Origin of the sequence: Ensifer sp. KUDG1 (assembly GCF_050434285.1) — a bacterium.
Classification (GTDB): domain Bacteria; phylum Pseudomonadota; class Alphaproteobacteria; order Rhizobiales; family Rhizobiaceae; genus Ensifer.
In genome coordinates, this window is sequence record NZ_JBNDIG010000013.1 from 103,705 (window position 1) to 124,245 (window position 20,541).

A 20,541-nucleotide genomic window follows, 5' to 3' on the forward strand; every position below is an offset into this window, starting at 1 on the left:
GGTTTCCCGTTGGAAATTCAACCGCTGATACCTAATTGTGCGGCTTCGATACGCGCATGGGGCTTCTCCTCGCGCGTCTTAGGGGATGCGGATGATACAACTGAATGGAACTGTTGCAGTGGTTACCGGCGCTGGTCGCGGTCTCGGGGCGGCACTGGCCTATGCCCTGGCCGAAGCGGGGTGCGATCTCGTTTTGTGCGGGCGTAGCCAGAGTGCCCTCAAGGACGTGGCCGAACCGATTGCCCGCAATCTCGGGCGACGGGTACAAACCGTCGCGCTCGATCTTGCCGATGCGAAAAGCGTCGCTGCGGCGGTCGAGGGCATCAAGGCGGAGAACACCCGCGTCGATATCCTCGTGAACAATGGCGCCATGTGGCTCGAGGACAGCGACGAGGATCATCCTGATGATGCGGTCATCAGTGTCATCAACGCGGCCGTTACCGGAACCTTCCTGTTTACCCAGGGTCTGCTGCCTTTGCTCGCTCACTCGGCCCGGCCGGATATCGTCACGATCGGCTCGATCAGCGGCCTGCCCAACGCCGCGCTCCAGACCGTGTCCGTGCCCTTCTATGCCGCCAAGCGGGCGCAGGCCGCCCTGGCCGATGGTCTGCGCCAGAAGCTTGCCGGTACGCCCACCCGATCGATCGTTGTCCACCCACCTTACCTCGAGGATGTCTCTCCGCTTGATGGCGCATGGGAGGCGGCCGGCAGTCGCAAGAAGGGCGAGGCGGCAACCAACCGGGACATTGCCGAAGCGGTGCTGTTCGCCTTGACGCGGCCGCGGCACGTGACGCTGTCGATCACCGTCGATGCCGACGAAGGCGGCCTCTATCCGTCTCCGCTTCGCTCCGCCTAGCGGCGGGCCCAGATCAGCGGCCGATCCCGCACATTGCCGAACGCCCGCAAGGGCGTTCGGCGAAAATCAGGTCCCGTTCGCGCAACCCCTCTCATCGTCCAGATGTGCAGACGATAAGTCCAGTTTTGGCCAACTACAGAGCCTCCGTCCACGTCGATATATCCATGACACCAACAATGGAGAAACGACACCATGCCTTCTGTCTCTGAACCGATCTTCACCGCAGGCTTTCCGCTCGGCAGCTCCGCCGGCCTGGTCACCGCCTTCGAATGGCTCGGTCAACCCTATCGCCTCACCCGCGTCGACATGCTCGGGGAAATGCGCACCGACGCCTATGAGCGCTTCAACGGCCGGGTCGAAACGCCCGCGCTGGTGACCGACAAGGGCGACGTGCTGACCGAGACCATGGCGATCGCACTGTGGCTGGAGGCGCGCGATCACGAGCGTCGCATCTCGTTCGCCCCGGGCACTTTCGAGGCGGCCCGCATGCACCAGTTCATCGCCTTCCTCAACACCGGCTTCACCGGTGCCTTCTTCTCGATGTGGGTGGCGCTGGAAACCGAAGGTGCCACGGAAGAATACCGCGAAACCCTGCGCGCCTTCGGCCGCGAATTCGTCGCCAAGCGTCACAAGCAGCTGGAAGCGATGATGGGCGACAGCGATTACCTGCTCGGCGACCGGCCGACGCTTGCCGATGCGGTCTTTGCCGGTGTGGCCCGCTGGGTCGATTTCCACGAGGCGATCGATCCGAAGGATTATGCGCGCAACTACCCGCGCATCCACGCGCTGCGCCAGCGCATCGAGGCCGATCCCGCCTTCCGTTTCGCCGTGGCGATCGAGGACGGCGAACCTGCCACCGGCAGCGGTGCGATGAAGGGCCTCGTCCCGCTCGAAGATGTGTTGCGGATGACGGGCGCACTCCGCGCGTGATCTAAAAAAGTGAGGTGGTGCACCGGCAGGCGGTGCACCACCTCAACTGTTGGAGCGGCCAGCCGCCGCCGACATCACACCTCGAATACGTCGACGAACGATTCCGGGAAGCTTTGCCGGGCAACCTTCTCGTTGATGACGAGCATCGCCTCATAGGACACGGGATCGAAATCCTTGTCGACCGGCAGCACCTCGCGTCCGAACAGGAGGTTCAGCCGAGCGGCATCGAGATTGCCACGCTCGAATGGTTCCGTGCCGAAATGATGCCAGAGGGCGTGGAGGAAGGCCGCATCGATGCGGTGCGCTCCGGATCCCGGCCGGGCATGACGGGGCAACGCCTTGATCGGCGTTGCTCCCTTGGGGTTGGCCCGACGGATGACGAACTGGATGCCCGTGCCCGGCATGGCGTAGGGGAAACCCCGGTGTTTCGTCATATCAGCCAGCTTGGCCATTCTATTCTCCTTAGGCGGTCTGCTTCTCGCCAATCTTGTCCTCAGTCTTCGTATCGAAGTCGGAGGCGTCGTGGCGCTCATGCAATTGTTCGGACGGGTTGCCGCTCAAGCGGTTGACCATGCGGCCGCGCTTGACCGCCGGACGGGCGGCGATCTCTGCCGTCCAGCGCTGGACGTGCTCGTAGCTCTGGACCTCGAGGAAGGTACCCGCATCGCCATATACCTGCCCGAGCGCCAGATTGCCATACCAGGGCCAGGTGGCCATGTCGGCAATGGTGTATTCGTTGCCGGCGAGGAACCGGTTTTCGGCGAGATGGCGATCGAGCACGTCGAGTTGGCGCTTCACCTCCATGGCGTAGCGGTCGATGGCGTATTTAATCTTCATCGGCGCATAGGCATAGAAATGGCCGAAGCCGCCGCCCAGAAACGGTGCCGAGCCCATCTGCCAGAACAGCCAGTTCAAGGTTTCGGTGCGGGCGCGAAGCTCGCTCGGCAGGAAGGCGCCGAATTTTTCGGCGAGATAGGTGAGGATCGAAGCCGATTCGAACACGCGCACCGGCGTGCCGCCGCCCTTGGGCGCGTGATCCATCAGCGCCGGGATCTTGGAGTTCGGGTTGACGTCGACGAAGCCGGAACCGAACTGATCGCCGTCTCCGATGCGGATCGGCCAGGCGTCGTATTCGGCGTCCTTATGGCCGGCCGCCAGCAGCTCTTCGAGCATGATCGTGACCTTGACGCCGTTCGGCGTCGCCAGCGAGTAAAGCTGCAGCGGATGCTTCCCGACCGGCAGGTCCTTGTCGCTCGTCGCTCCGGCGGTCGGGCGGTTGATGCTGGCAAACGCGCCGCCATTGCCCTTGTCCCAGGTCCAGACCTTGGGAACGTCGTAGCCGGCGGGGAAATTGTCAGCGGGGGATTTTTCGGTCATCAAATCTGTCCTTGTCTTGGCGGAAACGTCGAACGTCCTATTGGCTTATATAGGAAGTTCATCAAGCCACTACATCGACTTGGCGGCGAGGATGACCATGCTCAAAGGCCGGGTGCCGGAGAATTTTTTTATCGAAGCTGGATGAGGCCGGCATCCGTCGGCACAAAGCCGCACCGATCGAGATAAAAATCGCGAAGCTCAGGATCGAAGTCGACGTGCAGCCATTCGCAGCCCGAGGTCTTGGCGTGCGTTACGGCCTCTTCGACGAGCAGCGTGGCGTAACCCTTGCGCCTCAGCGATGACGTCACCATCGTATCGAGCAGGAACGCGTGCACGCCACCGTCCCAGGCGACATTGACGAAGCCAGCGAGCGCGCCTGAAATCCGCATGGTGACCCAGCCGAGGCTGAAGCGGTTGACCTGGCCCCACCAGTCGTCTTTGGTCACGGCGTGATCGAAGCATTCGGCGTGTAGGGTATTCACTTCGGTGTTTTCGAACGGCCCGCGCCAGGCGAACGCGGGTGCTTCAGTCCGGTTTTCTGCCGTCACGGTCCAACCTCACACGCTGCAGGAAACGATCTCTTCGGTCCTTTTGACCACAACGGTCCGGCCGCCAGCAAGCGCGGCCGAGTCCTCACAAAAAAATCGCGAGCCTCTCTTGATCCCGGAAAGCCGAACGCTTATCTGCCGCCTAACCCGCTGGTCCGGGCCCCTCTGGCGAGAGCTTCGGCACTCTTGCGATGTCGGACCTTATTCCGACAACATGTGCCGATTGGGGACCCGTCTGTGGACTTTTCCTTCATGTCTGTAGTGTGGCTGGGAACGCCACTGTGGCTGTGGGCGAGCTTTTTCGCCCTCGTGATCGCTATCCTGTCGTTCGACCTTGGTATTCTCCATAAGGAGAACAAGGAGATCAACGTTGCCGAAAGCGTCAAGCTTTCCGCCTTCTATATCGCCCTCGGCCTGAGCTTCGGCGGCTTCGTCTGGTGGTATCTCGGTGCCGAGTCCGGCCTTGCCTATATGACCGGCTTCGTCGTCGAAAAGACCCTGGCGCTCGACAACGTCTTCGTCATCGCCCTCATCTTCTCCTTCTTCGCCGTCCCGCGCATCTACCAGCACCGCGTGCTGTTCTGGGGTATCCTCGGCGTCATCGTGCTGCGCGCGATCATGATCGGCGTCGGCGCGACGCTCGTGGCTGAGTTCTCCTGGGTTCTCTACATCTTCGCTGCCTTCCTCGTCTTTACCGGCATCAAGATGCTGGTGATGAAGGAGGCCGAGCCCAACGTTTCGGACAACGCGCTCGTGCGCTTCATGCGCAGCCGTTTCAACGTCACCGAAGAGCATCACGGCGAACGCTTCTTCGTGAAGCTCGTGAACCCGAAGACCGGCAAGATGACCTGGTTCATCACGCCCCTCTTCATGGCCCTGGTCATGGTCGAGGTGGCTGACGTGATCTTCGCCGTCGACTCGGTTCCCGCGATCTTCGCGATCACCACGGACCCGTTCATCGTCTACACGTCGAACATCTTCGCTATCCTCGGCCTTCGCGCTCTCTACTTCGCGCTCGCTGCGATGATCCATCGCTTCCGCTACCTGAAGCCGGCGCTGGCTGTCGTCCTGATCTTCATCGGTTCGAAGATCTTCGTGGCCGATCTCCTGGGGCTCGAGAAGTTCCCGGCGGCTCTGTCGCTCGGCGTCACCTTCGCGATCATCGCTTCGGGCGTTGTCTGGAGCCTGATAAAGACCAAGGAAGAGCAACTGCCGGCATAACGCCCGGGCTCATCCGACCGTGACAAGAGACGCGGCGGCCTTCGAAAGGAGGCCGCCGCGATCGTTTTTGCCCTTGCCGGGCGAGGGGGCAGCCTTACTTCGCCCTCAAGGAGGCATGCCGAACGGCATTTCGAAGGAGGAGGCGCACATGACAGAGGACGAACAAGCCATCCGCACGCTCGTCGAAAGCTGGATGGTCGCAAGCCAGAACGGTGACATCGACACGGTCCTCTCGCTGATGACCGATGACGTGGTCTTCATGGTTCCCGGACGGGATCCCTTCGGCAAGGAGGCCTTCGCCGCGGCTTCGCAGGCGATGGCCGGCACGCGCATGGAAGGGACCAGCGAGATCGTCGAGCTCCAAATTCTGGGCGAATGGGCCTTCATCCGCAACCGCATCGAAGTGACGGCGACGCCGGCCGAGGGGGCAAGCATCCGACGGTCGGGCTACACCTTGACGCTCTTGCGCAAGGAGGCCGACGGCCGGTGGCGGCTGGCGCGGGACGCCAATCTTCTCGCCGTAGAGAACTGAGGCTGAAGGGCCCGCGCGCGCCCTTTCGACGCCGCCGAAAGCTCGGGAGCTGCGTTCGGGCAGCGCCCGCATCTCTGCGACGGATGACCTCGCGTCGCCTTCGTCCGTGCCTTGAAATTTTAACATGAGTATTACAGACAAGTTTATTTCTGCGTGCTAAGAGACACCGCGCTCGGTCGGTCCCTGGCCATCGATCGCCTCCTGGCAGGGGCGTGCTCGGCGCGCCGAATCGAAATTATTTGATCGGATCAGACACAGTGGTCGATACGGATACGCGCCATCAGGTCTATTTCGCCAACCGCACTGCCCTGGTCGCCTATGCCACGCGGATCGTCGGATCGCGGGAAACGGCCGAAGATATCGTGCAGGAGGCCTTCATCCGATTCGCGCCGGCAAATACCGGCAATCCGCCCTCGGCGGGGCCGTCCGGCCTGTCGCTCGCGTATCTCTACAAGATCGTCCGCAACCTATCCCTCGACCTCCTGAAACGCCGCAAGATCGAAGCGCGGGAGGAGCAGAGCGAACCGCCGTTCTGGTCGATGCCGATCGAGGTGCCGACGCCCGAAGACATCATCCTCGTCAGCGATGAAATCAGACGCATCTCCGGTATTCTCGAAGACTTGCCCGAGGACGTGCGGGTTGCACTCGAGATGCACCGTTTCGGCGGCTATACCCTGGAAGAGATCGCAGCCCACCTCGACATCTCCGTCGCGACGGCACACCGCCACGTGCGCTCCGCCATGATGCGGGTTGCGGCAACGCTTGCCGGCGGCGCCTCCTAGAATTTCAGGGGTCCCCGTGTGAAAAAAAATCCGGTGCTGATCGTCTTTAAGACAGAGCGAAGGAACCACGGAAGCGTCCCGCCTTCCGGTGACGCCGCTTGACGGGTTAGGGGGCTACAGAAACAAGGTGCTAGGGCGTCGATCATCCAAGCGGCAGGCAAGGCTTTGACCAAGGACAACCACATATCGGAGGCTCTGCTCGAGGAGGCCATGGACTGGTTCCTCAAGTTGAAGGCGCGCCCGAACTGTCGCGAGACGGAGGCCGGGTTCCGTGCGTGGCTGGGCCAGTCGGATCTGCATGCCCAGGCCTGGGAGACCGCGTTGCGGACCTGGCAGCTGCTCGGCGAGGTGCCGCCGGTGCACGAGCATCTTTGGCGGGGGGCAAGACCATCCGTTTCCGTCGAAACACCGATCCTCCAACGCCGCCGGCTGGGGACGGGCGGCTTGGCCGCCGGCGTGGCGCTGGCGCTAGCTGCCTGCCTCGTGCTTTTCGTCTCCCTGCCGTCGCTTCTCGTGTGGTGGCAGGCCGATCATGTGACCGAGACGGCGCAAAACAGAACGATTACGCTTGGCGACGGGACGATCATCGAAATGGGCGGCGGCAGCGCCATCGCCACCGACATCAGCGTAGGCACCCGCCATGTCAGGCTCCTGAAGGGCGAAGCCTTTTTCAACGTTGCCCGCGATCCCTCGCGTCCTTTCGTCGTCGAGGCGGGAGGCGTCGAGGTGTCCGTGCTCGGGACCGCGTTCGATGTGCAGCTGGCGAGCACGGAGACAACCGTCGAGCTGGCGCACGGCACGGTCGCCGTCTCCTACAGCGCCAACGCGCACAAGCAGAATTTCGAACTGGCGCCGGGAGAAATGGCGACGGTGAGCCATGCGACCGGTGCAGTCTTGCGGAGTGCGATCGCGACGGACGAGATCGGCGCCTGGCGAAGCGGCAGGATGTTCGTCAATGATGTGACGGTCGCCGCGGCCGCCGAGCGGCTGCAGCGCTACCATTCCGCCTGGATCTCCATTCCGCAGCCCGATCTGGCGGGACGGCGCGTGACCGGCGTCTACGACCTGAAGGATCCGGATCGTGCGCTCCAGGCGCTGGTGCAGCCCTTCGGCGGCAAGGTGCGCGAGGTGACCTCCTACGGCCGCATCCTGACGCGGTTTTAATTGGAGTCAAAAAATCAGGAAAAAATCGCGCGCCGGTGAAAAAAAATCCGGGGCCGGTCGTCTTTGGTTGGAAACGCGCGTCCGCAAGGCCGCGTGGATTGCCGAGACGGGGGTAAGATGCGTTCGCCGAAATGCCGCAAGGGACATCTGAAATTCGATACGGGACGTCGCCGTGAAAGACGGCGCCTGCTGGCGACGACGGCGATCGTCGCGTTTTCGTCCTTCGCGCTGATGCCCGTTTCCACGGTCTCCGCCCAGCAGACCACGTCGCGCGTCGGAAATGCCCGCAGCTTCGACATCCCGTCGCAGCCGCTTTCCACCGCGCTCAACGCCTTCGGGCGACAGTCCGGCCTGCAGGTGACCCTGGCGGCTTCAACCTCGCAGGGGCTTCGCTCGGCCAAGGTCAGCGGAACGATGACGGCGGACCAGGCGCTTGCCCGGCTTTTGTCCGGCACCGGCATTTCCCACAGGATATCGGGCGGGACCGCGCTGGTCGGTTCGGCCGTTTTGGCGGGTGGCGGCGGCGCGGTCGCTGCGGACGGCGCAACGGTGCTCGATCCGATTTCGGCCTTCGGCGCGGGGCCGCTCGGCGCAGGCGAGATCGTCATCTCGTCGGAAGACCTGAGGCGCAAGAACCCCGCCAACATTGCCGACGTGTTTTCCGGCGAGCCCGGCATTTCGGTCGGCAGTTCGCTGCCGATGTCGCAGAAGGTCTATGTCCACGGCATCGAGGAAACAAGCCTCGCGGTGACGATGGACGGCGGCCGGCAGAACAACAAGGTCTTCCATCACAACGGCACGAACCTCATCGATCCGGGCCTGCTCAAGGCCGTCAACGTCGATGCCGGCGTCGCGCCGGCCGATGCCGGTCCGGGGGCGCTCGCCGGTGCGATTTCCTATGAAACGATCGATGCACGCGATCTGCTGGACGGCGACGGCTTTGGCGGCTTCGTCACGTCCAGCTACAATTTCAACAGCAACACGGTGACAACCGGGCTCTCGGCCTACGGCATGCGAGACGGGCTGGAGTTCCTGGGATACTTCAACTTCGGAACCGGCAACGATTTCACCGCCGGCAACGGCCAGGAGGTGCAGGGGACCTCCACCGATCTCTTGAGCGGGCTTGGAAAACTCGCCTACGAGTTCGACAGCGGCGATCGCTTCGAGATCAGCCACGACAGCATCCGCGACGATGCACCGCGACCGTTCCGCGCCAACATGGGGTCGACGACAGGAAGCAAGCCCTGGGAGCCGCGCATCCGCGACTACACCCTTGAGCGGGGCAACACGGTTTTCACCTATACCGACAGCACGCCCGAGGGCTGGTGGGATCCGACATTGCTGCTCGCCTACAGCAAGACCGAAGTCGAGGTGCCTGTTTATCCGAAGCCGACGCCGGGCATTCCCGTGAGCTACCAGGGTGTCGGCGCGTCGGACAGCTTCAACGGCAAATTCGAGAACAAGTTCTCCTTCGATATCGGCAATGTCATCGCAGGCATCGATTTCTACGATGACGAGGCAAAGCTCAGGGATCTCTTCGATCCGGGCTCGGAGAAGGCGCGCAATGTCGGTCTCTACGCCCAAGCGCGGCTGGAGCCCTTCGAGCGCACACGCCTCTCCTTCGGTGCGCGCGGCGACAACCAGCACTTTACCGGCACGACCGGCCAGACGTGGAACAACTCCGGTTTCAGCGGAAACGTCTCGGGCGAATACGACCTCGTCGAGGACCTGTTGACGGCCAAGGCCGGTTATTCGCATGTCTGGGCGGGAATTCCGCTCGCCGAGAATTTCATCATCAATCCCAACTGGGATTATGGCAACGGTCCGAAGCCGGTGACGGCGGACAACTACATCCTCGGGCTGGAGGCAAACTACAACGGCTTCACCGTCGAAGGCAGCGTTTTCCAGACGGATCTCGATGACGCTCGTACGCCACGGTTTGCCGTTGCGCGCGGGATCGAGGCCCATGACGTCCGCTCGCGCGGTTTCGAAATCGGCGGCGGCTACAACTGGGGCGATGGCTACTTCAAGGTGAAATACGCCAATATCGACGTCGAGATCGATGGCAAGCCGGCCGATTCCGACCTCGGTACCTATCTTGCCACCCCCGCCGGGCAGATCATCACCCTGCAGGCGGTGCACACATTGACGGATTGGGGCGTCACCTTTGGCGCCGATGCCGAAATCGCGCTCGACTACGACGACGTGGCCGCCGGCTCCAAACCCCTTCAAGGTTACGAGGTCTTCAACGCTTTCGTCGAGTATGTGCCGCCGCAACGGCCAAACCTGACGCTGCGCGCCGAACTCAAGAACATTTTCGATGAAACCTATTCGGACCGGGCGACCTACGGTCAGGAATTCGGCCAAGTCACGCCGCTCTATGAGCCCGGCCGTTCCTTTATCCTGACCGCTAGAGCGACCTTCTAGGTCGGCGGTCCCGACTGCGGCTGCCGGATCCTCCCGGCGGCAGCCGCCCAAGACGCTCAGGCGGTCAGTCCCGGCCGCCAGAGCAGCGAAAGCCGAAAGACAGGAAGTTCCAGATGCAAGAAGCGACCACCCATTTTGCGACGGAAGACGGCCAGAAGTACCTGACGCAACTCTGCAAGCATTTCGCCCACAAGATCGACGTCGAACAGGCGGGCGATCGCGCCGAGCTCCGGTTCTCCTGCGGCACCGGCTATCTCCAGGCGACCGCCGACGGCCTGAGCATTCGCGCCCGCTCGCCCGACGATGCCGAACTCGCCGACACGAAATCGGTGATCGAAAGCCATCTTCTGCGCTTTGCGTTCCGGGAAGAGCCCGGTCCGCTTGCCTGGCAAGCCGGCGGCTAAGCGGCCGCTTCAAAACAGTTCGGATCAGAAAATTCAATGTGTTGGTCGAAAGCGCCCAACGCAATTGCGCGGCTATGCGTGTCGCGTGCCGAGGATCAGGATGCAATCGTCTAGGCAAATCGCAGAAATCGCCACCTTTCAAAGCTTCGCAAACTGCTACCTGCGCGAAGTCAATCCGGGCATCCGGGCCATGCATCGCGCCGCAGGCGGCGCCGTTGATTGCGTGGAATGGTCTCTTCCCAGGCAGCAGATGATCCTGCGCGCCGAGGTGACATCGCCGTCGCTCTGCGGCCCCCACCATTTCGGCCGTGTATGGGGCAGAGGCGTGTCCGACGCCACCTGGCGCCAGATCGAACTGATTTCGGCGCTCCATATCCTGGTGCACGAGTGCTACCGCCAGGTCGACGAGGCCCAGGCGGACGCCCTGCGCGGCTTCGAACTCGAACTGCTGATGCGCGTGCTCGAAAGCTACCAGCAGACCGCACTCTATATCGACAGGGCCGCGCCGGAACCGGCGGACGGCGGCCACTTCATCGAAGCGGAGCAGTCGCTCGTTTTTGGCCATTGGCAGCACCCGACGCCGAAGAGCCGCCAGGGCATGACCTATTGGCAGCAGGAGAGCTACGCGCCGGAACTGCGCGGCCAGTTCACGCTGCACTATTTCGCGGCAAAACGCGGCGATATCAGGCACGATTGCGCACGCGCGGTTGCTGCGCCCGAGATCGTGCGGTCGCTGGTCGGCCCGGATACCGACGGCTTCGCGATCGGCGACGACGAATATCTGCTGCCGATGCATCCGCTCCAGGCCGAAGCGCTGCTGCTTGATCCCGATATCCGCGGCTTGCTGGGGGAGGGGCGGCTGCGGCATCTCGGTCCCGCCGGTCCGGCCTTCACCGCGACCTCGTCGGTGCGCACGGTCTACGGCGCCGATGCGGACTGGATGCTCAAGTTCTCCCTGCCCGTGCGCATCACCAACTCCGTGCGGCTGAACCGTCGCCAGGAGCTCGAAGCGGGCGTCGCAATGGCAAAGCTGATCGACCGGATCGGTTTTGCCGAACGCTCGCGAAACTTCCGTATCATTCAGGACCCCGCTTACATAACGCTCGATCTGCCGGGACGCAGCGAGAGCGGCTTTGAAGTCATCCTGCGGGAGAACCCGTTTGCCGGCAGCGGCGGGCGGGGCGTCGTCACCGTCGCCGCACTGACCGCCGATCCGCTGCCCGGTGCGCCATCCCGGCTGGCAACGCTGGTTGAGACGGCTGCTCTGCGCGCCGGCGAAAACCTGGCGGACGCGGCGCTTGCCTGGTTTCGCCGCTATCTTGATTGCGCCGTCGAACCGCTGGTCCGTCTCTATGACGATTACGGTATAGCGCTCGAAGCCCACCAGCAAAACAGCCTGCTCGACGTCGGCTCCGGCTATCCGTCCGTCAGCTACTACCGCGACAATCAGGGCTTCTATCTCTCGGAGCGGTATCGCAGCCTGATTGCCGGGCATGTGCCCGAGACTGAACGGATCGCGTCCCTCTATTTTGCAGAGAGCGAAATCCGCGATCGCTTCGCCTATTACCTGATCGTCAATCAGGTCTTCTCGGTGATCAGCCGCATGGGCCATGACGGGCTCTGCGACGAGAGCCTGCTCCTGCGCGAACTGCGCGCGCATATCGAGCGCTATGCCACCCGAATGAGTGGCGCCGGGCGCGACTTCGCCCGTCACGTGCTCGACCTGCCGACGATCGTCTCCAAGGCCAACCTGACGACGCGCCTCTACGACGTCGACGAACTGCAATCCAGCAACGCGCCGTCCCTTTATCGCCCTGTGCCGAACCCGCTCCGGGCGCCGGCTGTTCTGACTGCGCCGAGGACCGACCATGCCATTGCCTCTTGATCTCAAGGGTCGCCCGGACGAGCGGGTGCTCCGCCAGCTCGTTGCCGCGCTGCTGTTCGAAGGCATCGTCGAGGCCAGCGAGCACCCGGACGGGGATATCACCACTTTCCACTGGTCGCTCGGCGGCTGGCAGTTCCGCTGCTGCGGCGCCATCGGTCCTTTTGGCCGGCTGCGGCTGGCTGCCGGATCGGTGGAGATGCGCGATGACGTCGACGGCTGGGTCGTGCCGCCGCTGGCGCAGTTGGTATCCGTCCTGCCGGGCAGCGGACCGACACGCGGAAAGCTGCTCAACGAACTGACACAGACGATTGCCTTCAGCGCCTGGAACGAGCGTCAGGTACCGGCGCGTCAGCGCCGCACTTTGTCCTTTGCCGAGTTGGAGGGAGCGCTCGACGAGGGGCATCCCTACCACCCCTGCTACAAGGCGCGTACCGGCTTTTCCGTCGCCGACCATGCAGCCTATGGACCCGAAATGGGGGGCGCGTTCCAGCTCGTCTGGTTGCTGGTGGCGCGCAAGCATCTTCGCTGCGCGATCCCTGGTGATGAGGATGTCTTCTGGGAAACGGAACTGGGCGAGGAAACCTGGTCCGAACTCCGGGTGAAGTGGCAGGAATGCGGTGCTTCGCCTGACCTTTTCGGCCTTCTGCCGTTGCACCCGTGGCAATGGCGCGAACTCCGCGAGACTGAGCTTTCAGGCTGGATCGCCGCGGGTGAAGCCTTTTGCCTTGGCCCGGCGGGGGACCGATACACGGCGACGCAGTCGGTTCGTTCCCTGTTGAACCAGGACCGGCCGCTGGCCGCGAGCATCAAGCTGCCGCTCAACATGGTCAACACCTCATCGCGCCGCATCCTTGAGGCGCATTCGGTGTGCACGGCGCCGGTGATCTCGCGCTGGATCGCCGGGATGGTCGCCGGCGACCCGGCTTTTCGCGACCGCTATCCGCTCACCATCCTGCAGGAATATGCCGGCATCATCGCCGACAGCGAGGGCCCTTTGGCCGGACAGGTCGCAGCAATCTGGCGCGAGAGTGCGGAAGCGACGCTTGGCTCCGGCGAGGCCGTCATTCCCTTCAACGCGCTGATGATGGTCGAAGCGGACGGGCGCGCCTTTGCCGACGACTGGATCCAGCGCTTCGGCCTGATGCCCTGGATCAACCGCCTGATCGAAGTCGCCGTCCTGCCCGTCTGGCACCTCCTGCTGCATCATGGGCTGGCGGTCGAAGCGCATGGGCAGAACATGCTGCTGGTCCATCGCGATGGCTGGCCGGTGCGGCTGATCCTTCGCGATTTTCACGAGAGCATCGAGTTTTCGCCGGGCTTTCTGCGCGCGCCGGAAAAGGCGCCGGATTTCCTGTCGCTCCATCCAGCTTACCGGGAGGCGGAGCCCGACCAGTTCTACTGGACAGACAACCTGGACTCACTGCGCGAATTGGTGATGGACACGCTGTTCGTCTACAATTTGACAGAGATCTCCCACCTTCTCGACCACTGCTACGACCTGCCGGAAACGCTCTTCTGGCAGCGCGTCCAGACCGTGCTTGCCGCCTACGAGGCCGAGCACGCCGCGACGGGGCGGCTGGCGCAGCTTGCCTGCGACCGCCCCCGCATCCTGACCGAATCCCTGATGACGAGGAAGCTGCTCGCGCTCAAGCCGGAATACCACCACGAGGTGGCGAACGCCTTGGCCGCAAGAACGCTCCAACGAAGGAGAAAGCCATGATCCGTATCGACGACAGGCTCTATGACGAGGCCTATTTCAGCACCAGATCGGCAGAACTCGCAGCCGAGATCGGCCTGAATGCGCAAGACACCGGCCGCTACGCCGTCTGCTTCTCGGAAACGGTCGATTGGCTGGCGCTGTTCTTTGCCATTCGCAAGGCAGGCGCGAGCGTGCTGCCGATCCATCCGGGCACACCCTATCCGGCCGCGCGCAAGCTCGCGATCGGTGCCGGCTGCGACAGGCTGTTCTACAACAGCCTGACGGCCGAAGTTCTCGAACCATCCGACAAGCTTTCGCCTGAGGGCACGCTGTTGCAGATGAGCTCCGGCACGACCGGCGCGCCGAAATGCGTGGCGCGCAGCTGGGCCGAAATCGATGCCGAGATCGAAAGCTATGTCGGCACCTTCCGCGAACCGGAGGACATGACGCCGGTCATCGCCTGCCCGGCCACCCATTCCTACGGGCTGATCTGCGGTATCCTGGTGGCGCTGAAGCGCGGGCAGACACCCGTCATCGTCAACACCGCGAACCCGAAGTATCTCCTGAAGGTGCTGCGCGAGACCGAACGGCCGCTGCTCTATTCCTCGCCGGCGATCCTGCACACGCTGGCGCGGCTGATGCCCGCGGGCGAGCAGATCCACGCGACGATGACCTCGGGTACGCTGCTTCCCGATCCGTGGTTTGCCGATATTCGCGCCAAGAGCCGTTTCATGTTCCAGCAATATGGCTGCTCGGAATCCGGCTGCATTGCCATCAATCCGGATGTGACGTCTGCCGGCGACATGGGCTTCGTCCTGCCGCATCTGATCGCCGCCACCGGCAACAGTGCTGAGGATCCGGGCGAGATCGTCGTCAAAAACGGCGACGGCGCGCCGATCCACACGCGCGACCTCGGCTACCGGCGTGCCGACGGCATGCTGGTCTTCGTTTCCCGCCTGGACGACATGATCAACGTCTCCGGCCTCAACGTCTATCCGAAGGACGTGGAAGATGTGGTCATGGCGATGCCGGCGGTCACCGACGCCGTGGCCTTCCGCAAGGCCGATCGTTTTGCCGGCGAGCGCGTGGCGCTGCTCTTTAGCGCCGAGGCGCCGGTGGCGCCGCAGGCCGTGCGCGAATGGTGCAGCCGCCACCTCGCATCTCACCAGTTGCCGATGGAAATCCTGCAGATCGACGCGGTTCCGCGCCAGGCGAACGGCAAGATCAGCCGCCGCGACGTCGCGGCCCGTCATCTGGCAGGCGAATTCAACAAACCGATTGCGGGAGCCGCATCATGACCGAAAGCGAAGTTCTGGCGGCGGTCGAGGCCGTCCTGACCGACAAAATGGCGCATGGACATATGGACGGCTTCGGCCTCGATGCCCGCCTCAATGAAGATCTCTATCTCGACTCCGTGCTGATTCTCGAAATCTTCCTTAATCTCGAGCTCGAATACGGGTTGTCGGTGCCGGAAGAGGCGATCGCGAAACAGGAGATCGAAACGGTCGCCGATCTCGTTGCGCTGTATGTGCCGAGGCCGACCGCTGCCATCGTGCCGGCCTTTCCGCTCACCGGCGGGACGACCGACGAAGGCGTGCACGGCGAGGCCTATTACGACATCAAGGTCCATTGCTTCGTCAGCTGCGTTTCGGATGGCCTGAAGCGAAACGGGCTGGACCAGCGGCCGTTCTATTTCGGCGTCTGGGACGCGAAGTTCGCGGTCAGCGAGCGTTTCGAGCTTCTCTATCATGCGCCCGATATCACCCAGGAATTCTTCCGCGGCTGGTTCGAGCGACTTTACGGCGTCTCCGTCGTCGAGTGGTACGATCCGCAGCGCACCAAGCTCGACAACCTCGCGGTGCTCCTCGGGCTGTTGAAGCAGCGCGGCGAGACCGGCTCGGTCATGGTCATGCTCGACATGTTCCATCTGCCGGAACGCGAGAACAAGTTCAACCAGAACCCCTTCCCGCACTATCTGATGCTGCAGGAGACGACTAATCCCGACACATGGTTCGTGTATGATCCCGACTATCGCTGGGAGGGCGAGATCGCCCGCGAGAAGGTCATTCACGCCATCATGCAGCCGACCGTCGGTGGCGGTTACGTCTTCGACAATGCCGAGGCACGCGCGCCGTTTGCCGAAGATCTGAAGGCTTATTTCGAGGCCTGCTTCGTCCGGGACCGCAATCCGCTCGTCGATGCCGTCAGAGCGATCGTTGCCGCGCATCTCGATGGCACGAACGGGGTGATGCTTGCAGATCTCGGCGCGGCGGTGCGCGAGCTGCCGGTCATCACCATCCGGAAATATGCCTATGAGCACGGCTTCGCCTTCTACTGGCGGGCGCTGAAGTTGCCGTCGGGCGAGTTCGAAAGGTGGTGCGAGGAAATCGAGGCGCTGGTCCAGTCGCTGAAGACCCTGCACTACGCCTGCATGAAGCTCGCCCAGACCGGCGACCGCGCTCTGGCCGCGCCGGTCTTCGAACGCCTCGACGAGGCGGACCGGCTCGAAACGAGACTGAAAACCAAGCTCGCCGAAGTCTTCGAACTCTGGTGCGACCTTGCCATCCCCGCGGAAAGCCACACCCCCTTGAAGAGAGTTGCGCGATGAGAGTTTCGCTTTGCACCATCACCTTCCGGCATCACCTGATATCGCTGGACGAGATCGCCGCCTGGGCTGAAGCCAATGATTTCCAGGGCATCGAGCTCTGGGGTGCGCATGCGCGAAATCTCGCGTCGCGCCCGGACCGCAATGCGGAATGGCTGGATGGTTATGGCCTCTCGGTGCCGATGATCAGCGACTACCTGCCGCTCGACGGCGACGCCGAAACGCTGCGCACCAAGACAGTCGAGCTTTGCCGGCTGGCGCGCCGGTGGCGGACGCGCAAGATCCGGACTTTTGCCGGCAATCGCGGCAGCGCCCAGGTCAGCGCCAACGAGCGGCAGGGGATCGTTTCGCGGTTGAAAGACATCTGCGCGATCACCGCCGGCTACGGCATCCAGTTGCTTGCCGAAACCCATCCGAAAACGCTGGCCGACACGGCGGCCTCGACCGTGCGGCTGATCGAGGAAGTCGATCATCCCGCCTTTGCGATCAACTTCGATACGCTGCATGTGTGGGAGGGCGGCGACGATCCGGTCGCGGTGCACCGGTCGATGAAGCCGCATATCCGGCACTATCACCTGAAGAACATTGTCGACCGCGCCGACCTGACCGTGTTCGAGCCGGCCAATGTCTATGCCGCCGCCGGCAGCCGGCGGGGCATGACGCCGCTGTTTGAGGGCGCCGTCGACTACGACCGCTTCCTCTCAGAAATCGCAAGCGACCCGCAGGCCGATGCGTCGCTGGAATGGTTCGGGAACGATTGCTTCGAGACCTTGCGCGGCGACCGCCAGCAGATCAACCACATGGTCGCGGCGCGCGCGCCTGCCCGCAGAACGGCAGGCGTCTGACGCAGTGATCGGCATCGCCCGGCGGCCTGGCCCTTGGCCGGCCGCTACGCCGTCGGCAGCCGGTAGATTTCCGTATGCTCCGTCCGTCCGGCAAGGCAATGCTTGCCGAGCGGGATGAGATCGGAGCGATCCTCGGCCACCAGGTCGAAGGTCTCTCCACTCAGCAGCATCACCACCTCCTCGCCGGGCGCGATCGCCTTGCCCAGTTGCTCCAGCCGGTTACAGGCATTCACGGTGTCGCCAACGATCGTGTAGGCCGAGCGTCCGGTCATTCCGATATTGCCGGCAACGACCAGTCCGGAATGGATGCCGATGCGCAGGCGGAGTGGTGGCAGGCCCTGTCGTTGTCGCTCCGCATTGTCCTTGGCGATCGCCCGGGCAATGCCGCGTGCGGCGCGGATCGCCCGGTCGGCATGGTCCTTCTGGGCGTCGGGCGCGCCCCAGAAGGCCATGACGCAGTCGCCGATGAACTTGTCGATGGTTCCGCCTTCGCCTTCAATACAACTGCCGAGCAGGTCGAAGTGACTGTTGAGCAGCGCCGCGACGTCGCCGGCGCTGGTCTTCTCGGCCGTCGCGGTGAAATCGACCACATCCGTGAACATGATGGTGACGACACGCTGAGTCGAGGCGAGGTCCTCGTTGCCGATGAGGTGGCGAACGAGTTTCTTCGGCACGTAGGTTTCCAGCCAGCGCAGGCCCGTCAGCATCGTGTTGTAAGCCTTCGCCTGTTCGTCGAGTTCGGTGAACAGGCTGCCCGGAAGCGGGCGGAGTGCGGCAAAATCGAGCATGCCTACCGCCCGTACCTCACGCGCCATGCTGGTGACGGGGCGAACGATCAGACGGCCGACGATCCAGGCGATGATGATCGCGACGAACAGCACGGCGAGACCGGCGATTCCGGCCTTCAGCAGATCCCAGATCGGTTTTTCCACCGACTCGATCGGAACCTCGACGCCGATGATAAGCGAGGCCGGAGCGTAGCCGTGGATTTCGCGCGTCAGGATGACGCGTCCCTCGTCTCCAAGTTTGACTGCGCGCACCTCCATGTCGCTGTCGTCGAAGGTCTCCGGCGGCCCCTTCCACATGGCCGCGAGAAAGGGATCGCCCAGCTCGTCGAGCTTCGGCAGCCGGTGTTCCGCCGACAAGAGCGGATGGCCAGAGGCCATCAGCGGATGGGCAAGCACCTGGTCGCGGCCATAAAGCACGAAGGGCGTCGTGCCAGGGTTTGAAACCGCAATCTGGCGCAGGAAGTCGGACATGGTGTCGACCGTGATCGTCGCCCGGAAAATGCCGGCAAATTCACCCCCATGGTTTGCCGGCTGCTGCAGGTTGGCAACCGACGTGCGGATCGCCGGATCGGGCACGAAGTAGACGGGGCCCCAATGGGCGGTGCCGCTCTGCCGCGCTTGCTCGATCTCCGCGCGTTCGTTGGCGCTCATGACCTTGTCTTCGAAGGAAAAGACGCCCTTCGGGCCCTGCGTCACGCCGAGGATCTCGCCGTTCGGGCGCACGAACGAAAGCACGCGAACCTGTGGGGTCCCGGCGAGCGCCCCGGTCATGACGCGTTCGAGTTCGAGCCTATTCGCTGGATCGAGACGACCTGCGCCGACCTCGCGCGCCAGAAACGCGAGCTGATCCTCCACCGGCGAAAAGCGGCTGCCGATCTGTATCTGCACCGCCTCAAGGCCGAGATGCGCTGACTGCACCAGCAGATCGCGCGTCGTTCCGGCCGACATGAACCACACGACCGACAGGATGACGGCCGCGGTCAAGGCGACCAGTGCTGCCATCACGATCGCCAGCGTGCGCGACAGGCGAATGGTTCGGGTCCGTTTTTCGGCGTCAGCCGGCTTGGTGATCTGCACGCGCATGCCTCATGTTGCAGCAGGGGCTCGCAATTGGCGTCGCTCTGCAGGGAGTGCACCGTCTTCTAGCTGTTTTGGGCTTTTTTCCAAGCGCGTGCCGACATTTCCGGTCCTGCGTCAATCTGCCCTTTGCAGCCGTTTGCTGATCGGCGCGAACTCGGGCGTCGCCTTGCGTGGCGTCGTGTCGCGCTCGTTGGCCTCCATCTGCTGCCAGTATTTCCATCCGACCTTCTTCGATCCCAGTTCGTAGTCCATGCCGTCCCAGGCGTCCTCGCGGAAGCTGTAGAAGGCCCAGTGCAGGTCGTCCTTGTCGAAAACGGTCAGCACATCTTCAAGATAGGCCTTGCAACCGGACCAGAGGCGCATGCAGCCGAACTCGCCCGCGACCAGACGATTGAGCGGCACGCCCTTGTCTCTTGCCCACTGCACCGGCTCTGCCAGATAGGCTTCGACGCGCGCTTTGTCCCACGTCTCTTCGCCATCGCCGAAGGGCACCTTGCCGGGATAGGCATAGGGTGTGTCGCGCTTCATGTTCGGCGCGCTTGTCGCGGCATAGGGTTCGTACATGTGGAAGCTGTAGAGCACCTTCTGGTCGGTGAGCGCGGCTGGCCAATAGGTAAAGGCGTCAGCGGCCGCATACCAGCCGGCATCCGCCATGACGGGCGTTGCCGGATCGACCGTCCGGATGGCGGCGATCACCGTCTCGTAGAAGGCCTTGAGGTCCGAGGCGCTGCCCGCCCTGTCGCCGTACCATGTCTGCATCGTCTTTCTGTCGGCATGTTCGGCAAGGCCGTTCTTCTTTTCAGGCGCCGGCTCGTTGACGATATTGTAGGCGGCGACGGCCGGATGGTCCTTCAGTTCGCGGGCCAGATCCTGCCAGAAGGCTGCTGCCTGGTCCCACCAGGCCTTGTCCTGCCAAAGACGACCGTCAAACCGGTTGCCGTTGTTCTGCGCCCAGCGCATGCCAGGCAGCGACAGCGGCGCGATGACGACCTTGAGGCCAGCCTTGTCGGCACGATCGAGCGTCTCCTTGAGCGACTTGAGGTCGGCGGCCGGAATGCCCGCGTACTTGTCGGCATCGCCGATCAGATAGTCGCGCTTGGCCGGTTTCCATTTGTCATAGGAGAGACGCACCCAGGTGGCGCCGTAGTCCGCGAGGGCCTTGAAATAGGCGTCGTCCGGCGGCAGCCGATTGAAGCTGTTGCCGCCATGCTGGGGCTTGTCCCAGAAGCCGATGAGGTCAGCGGCGCCGGCTGGTGATGCGAGGCTCAGGGCAAGAAGGGCGGAGGCTACGACGCGCATGTGTTCGATCCTGCAGGTTTCGGGTTGGCGCTGCAACCTACCGGCGGATCGTTTCAGCGATGTTCCCTGGGGAACACGGCCGCGCTGATCCCGGTTCGA

Annotated in this window: 18 protein-coding genes; 13 read left to right on the forward strand and 5 right to left on the reverse strand. The window is 63.3% G+C overall.

The features are described from left to right. Positions 1 to 91 precede the first annotated feature (91 nt). Together M2267_RS27070 and M2267_RS27075 are read left to right on the forward strand one after the other, a co-directional pair. Positions 92 to 856 (forward strand): SDR family oxidoreductase, encoded by a 765-nt coding sequence (locus tag M2267_RS27070; protein WP_429118896.1) that lies wholly within the window; start codon positions 92 to 94, stop codon positions 854 to 856. Positions 857 to 1,048: 192 nt separating this feature from the next. Beyond that, on the forward strand, positions 1,049 to 1,786 hold the full coding sequence (locus M2267_RS27075; protein ID WP_429118899.1) for a glutathione S-transferase family protein: 738 nt from the start codon (positions 1,049 to 1,051) through the stop codon (positions 1,784 to 1,786). Positions 1,787 to 1,860: 74 nt separating this feature from the next. On the opposite strand, the gene M2267_RS27080 is transcribed toward M2267_RS27075, so the two are convergent. From M2267_RS27080 to M2267_RS27090, 3 genes are all read right to left on the reverse strand, one after another. Next, positions 1,861 to 2,238 (reverse strand): hypothetical protein, encoded by a 378-nt coding sequence (locus M2267_RS27080; RefSeq protein ID WP_429118902.1) that lies wholly within the window; start codon positions 2,236 to 2,238, stop codon positions 1,861 to 1,863. 10 nt (positions 2,239 to 2,248) lie between these two features. Then, on the reverse strand, positions 2,249 to 3,163 hold the full coding sequence (gene yghU / locus M2267_RS27085) for a glutathione-dependent disulfide-bond oxidoreductase (RefSeq protein WP_043615303.1): 915 nt from the start codon (positions 3,161 to 3,163) through the stop codon (positions 2,249 to 2,251). A 128-nt stretch (positions 3,164 to 3,291) separates the two neighbouring features. Continuing rightward, positions 3,292 to 3,711: a GNAT family N-acetyltransferase gene (locus M2267_RS27090; protein WP_429118904.1), complete on the reverse strand. Its 420-nt coding sequence runs from the start codon at positions 3,709 to 3,711 to the stop codon at positions 3,292 to 3,294. 252 nt (positions 3,712 to 3,963) lie between these two features. Here M2267_RS27090 and M2267_RS27095 point away from each other — a divergent pair, with 252 nt between their 5' ends. From M2267_RS27095 to M2267_RS27145, 11 genes are all read left to right on the forward strand, one after another. After that, complete coding sequence (locus M2267_RS27095) at positions 3,964 to 4,932, forward strand: TerC family protein (RefSeq protein WP_210336052.1); 969 nt, start codon at positions 3,964 to 3,966, stop codon at positions 4,930 to 4,932. A 148-nt stretch (positions 4,933 to 5,080) separates the two neighbouring features. Beyond that, positions 5,081 to 5,464 (forward strand): YybH family protein, encoded by a 384-nt coding sequence (locus tag M2267_RS27100; RefSeq protein ID WP_429118908.1) that lies wholly within the window; start codon positions 5,081 to 5,083, stop codon positions 5,462 to 5,464. Between the two features lie 257 nt (positions 5,465 to 5,721). Then, positions 5,722 to 6,246 (forward strand): RNA polymerase sigma factor, encoded by a 525-nt coding sequence (locus M2267_RS27105; protein WP_429118911.1) that lies wholly within the window; start codon positions 5,722 to 5,724, stop codon positions 6,244 to 6,246. 165 nt (positions 6,247 to 6,411) lie between these two features. Further along, entirely contained in the window at positions 6,412 to 7,410 is a 999-nt protein-coding gene (locus tag M2267_RS27110) for a FecR family protein (protein ID WP_429118914.1), read from the forward strand. Between the two features lie 117 nt (positions 7,411 to 7,527). Next, entirely contained in the window at positions 7,528 to 9,837 is a 2,310-nt protein-coding gene (locus tag M2267_RS27115) for a TonB-dependent receptor domain-containing protein (RefSeq protein WP_429118916.1), read from the forward strand. A gap of 113 nt (positions 9,838 to 9,950) precedes the next feature. After that, positions 9,951 to 10,241, forward strand: a complete 291-nt coding sequence (locus tag M2267_RS27120; RefSeq protein ID WP_043615319.1) for a DUF2218 domain-containing protein — start codon at positions 9,951 to 9,953, stop codon at positions 10,239 to 10,241. Positions 10,242 to 10,341: 100 nt separating this feature from the next. Then, complete coding sequence (locus tag M2267_RS27125) at positions 10,342 to 12,126, forward strand: IucA/IucC family protein (RefSeq protein WP_429118919.1); 1,785 nt, start codon at positions 10,342 to 10,344, stop codon at positions 12,124 to 12,126. After that, positions 12,110 to 13,846 (forward strand): IucA/IucC family protein, encoded by a 1,737-nt coding sequence (locus M2267_RS27130; RefSeq protein WP_429118922.1) that lies wholly within the window; start codon positions 12,110 to 12,112, stop codon positions 13,844 to 13,846. The genes M2267_RS27125 and M2267_RS27130 overlap by 17 nt, the downstream gene beginning before the upstream one ends. Then, on the forward strand, positions 13,843 to 15,123 hold the full coding sequence (locus tag M2267_RS27135) for an AMP-binding protein (RefSeq protein WP_429118925.1): 1,281 nt from the start codon (positions 13,843 to 13,845) through the stop codon (positions 15,121 to 15,123). Before M2267_RS27130 ends, M2267_RS27135 begins: the two co-directional genes overlap by 4 nt. After that, positions 15,120 to 16,433 (forward strand): DUF6005 family protein, encoded by a 1,314-nt coding sequence (locus tag M2267_RS27140; RefSeq protein WP_429118928.1) that lies wholly within the window; start codon positions 15,120 to 15,122, stop codon positions 16,431 to 16,433. The genes M2267_RS27135 and M2267_RS27140 overlap by 4 nt, the downstream gene beginning before the upstream one ends. Further along, positions 16,430 to 17,275 carry a sugar phosphate isomerase/epimerase family protein gene (locus M2267_RS27145; RefSeq protein WP_429118930.1) on the forward strand — a complete coding sequence of 282 codons (846 nt, stop codon included), beginning with the start codon at positions 16,430 to 16,432 and terminating at the stop codon, positions 17,273 to 17,275. The genes M2267_RS27140 and M2267_RS27145 overlap by 4 nt, the downstream gene beginning before the upstream one ends. A 44-nt stretch (positions 17,276 to 17,319) precedes the next feature. Here the strand turns inward: M2267_RS27145 and M2267_RS27150 are convergent, their stop codons facing one another. Both M2267_RS27150 and M2267_RS27155 read right to left on the reverse strand, forming a co-directional pair. After that, the gene (locus tag M2267_RS27150) at positions 17,320 to 19,140 is read right to left on the reverse strand and encodes an adenylate/guanylate cyclase domain-containing protein (protein ID WP_429118932.1); all 1,821 of its coding nucleotides are present in this window, start codon (positions 19,138 to 19,140) and stop codon (positions 17,320 to 17,322) included. A gap of 117 nt (positions 19,141 to 19,257) precedes the next feature. Beyond that, positions 19,258 to 20,442: a glycoside hydrolase family 5 protein gene (locus tag M2267_RS27155; protein WP_429118935.1), complete on the reverse strand. Its 1,185-nt coding sequence runs from the start codon at positions 20,440 to 20,442 to the stop codon at positions 19,258 to 19,260. Between the last annotated feature and the right edge of the window lie 99 nt (positions 20,443 to 20,541).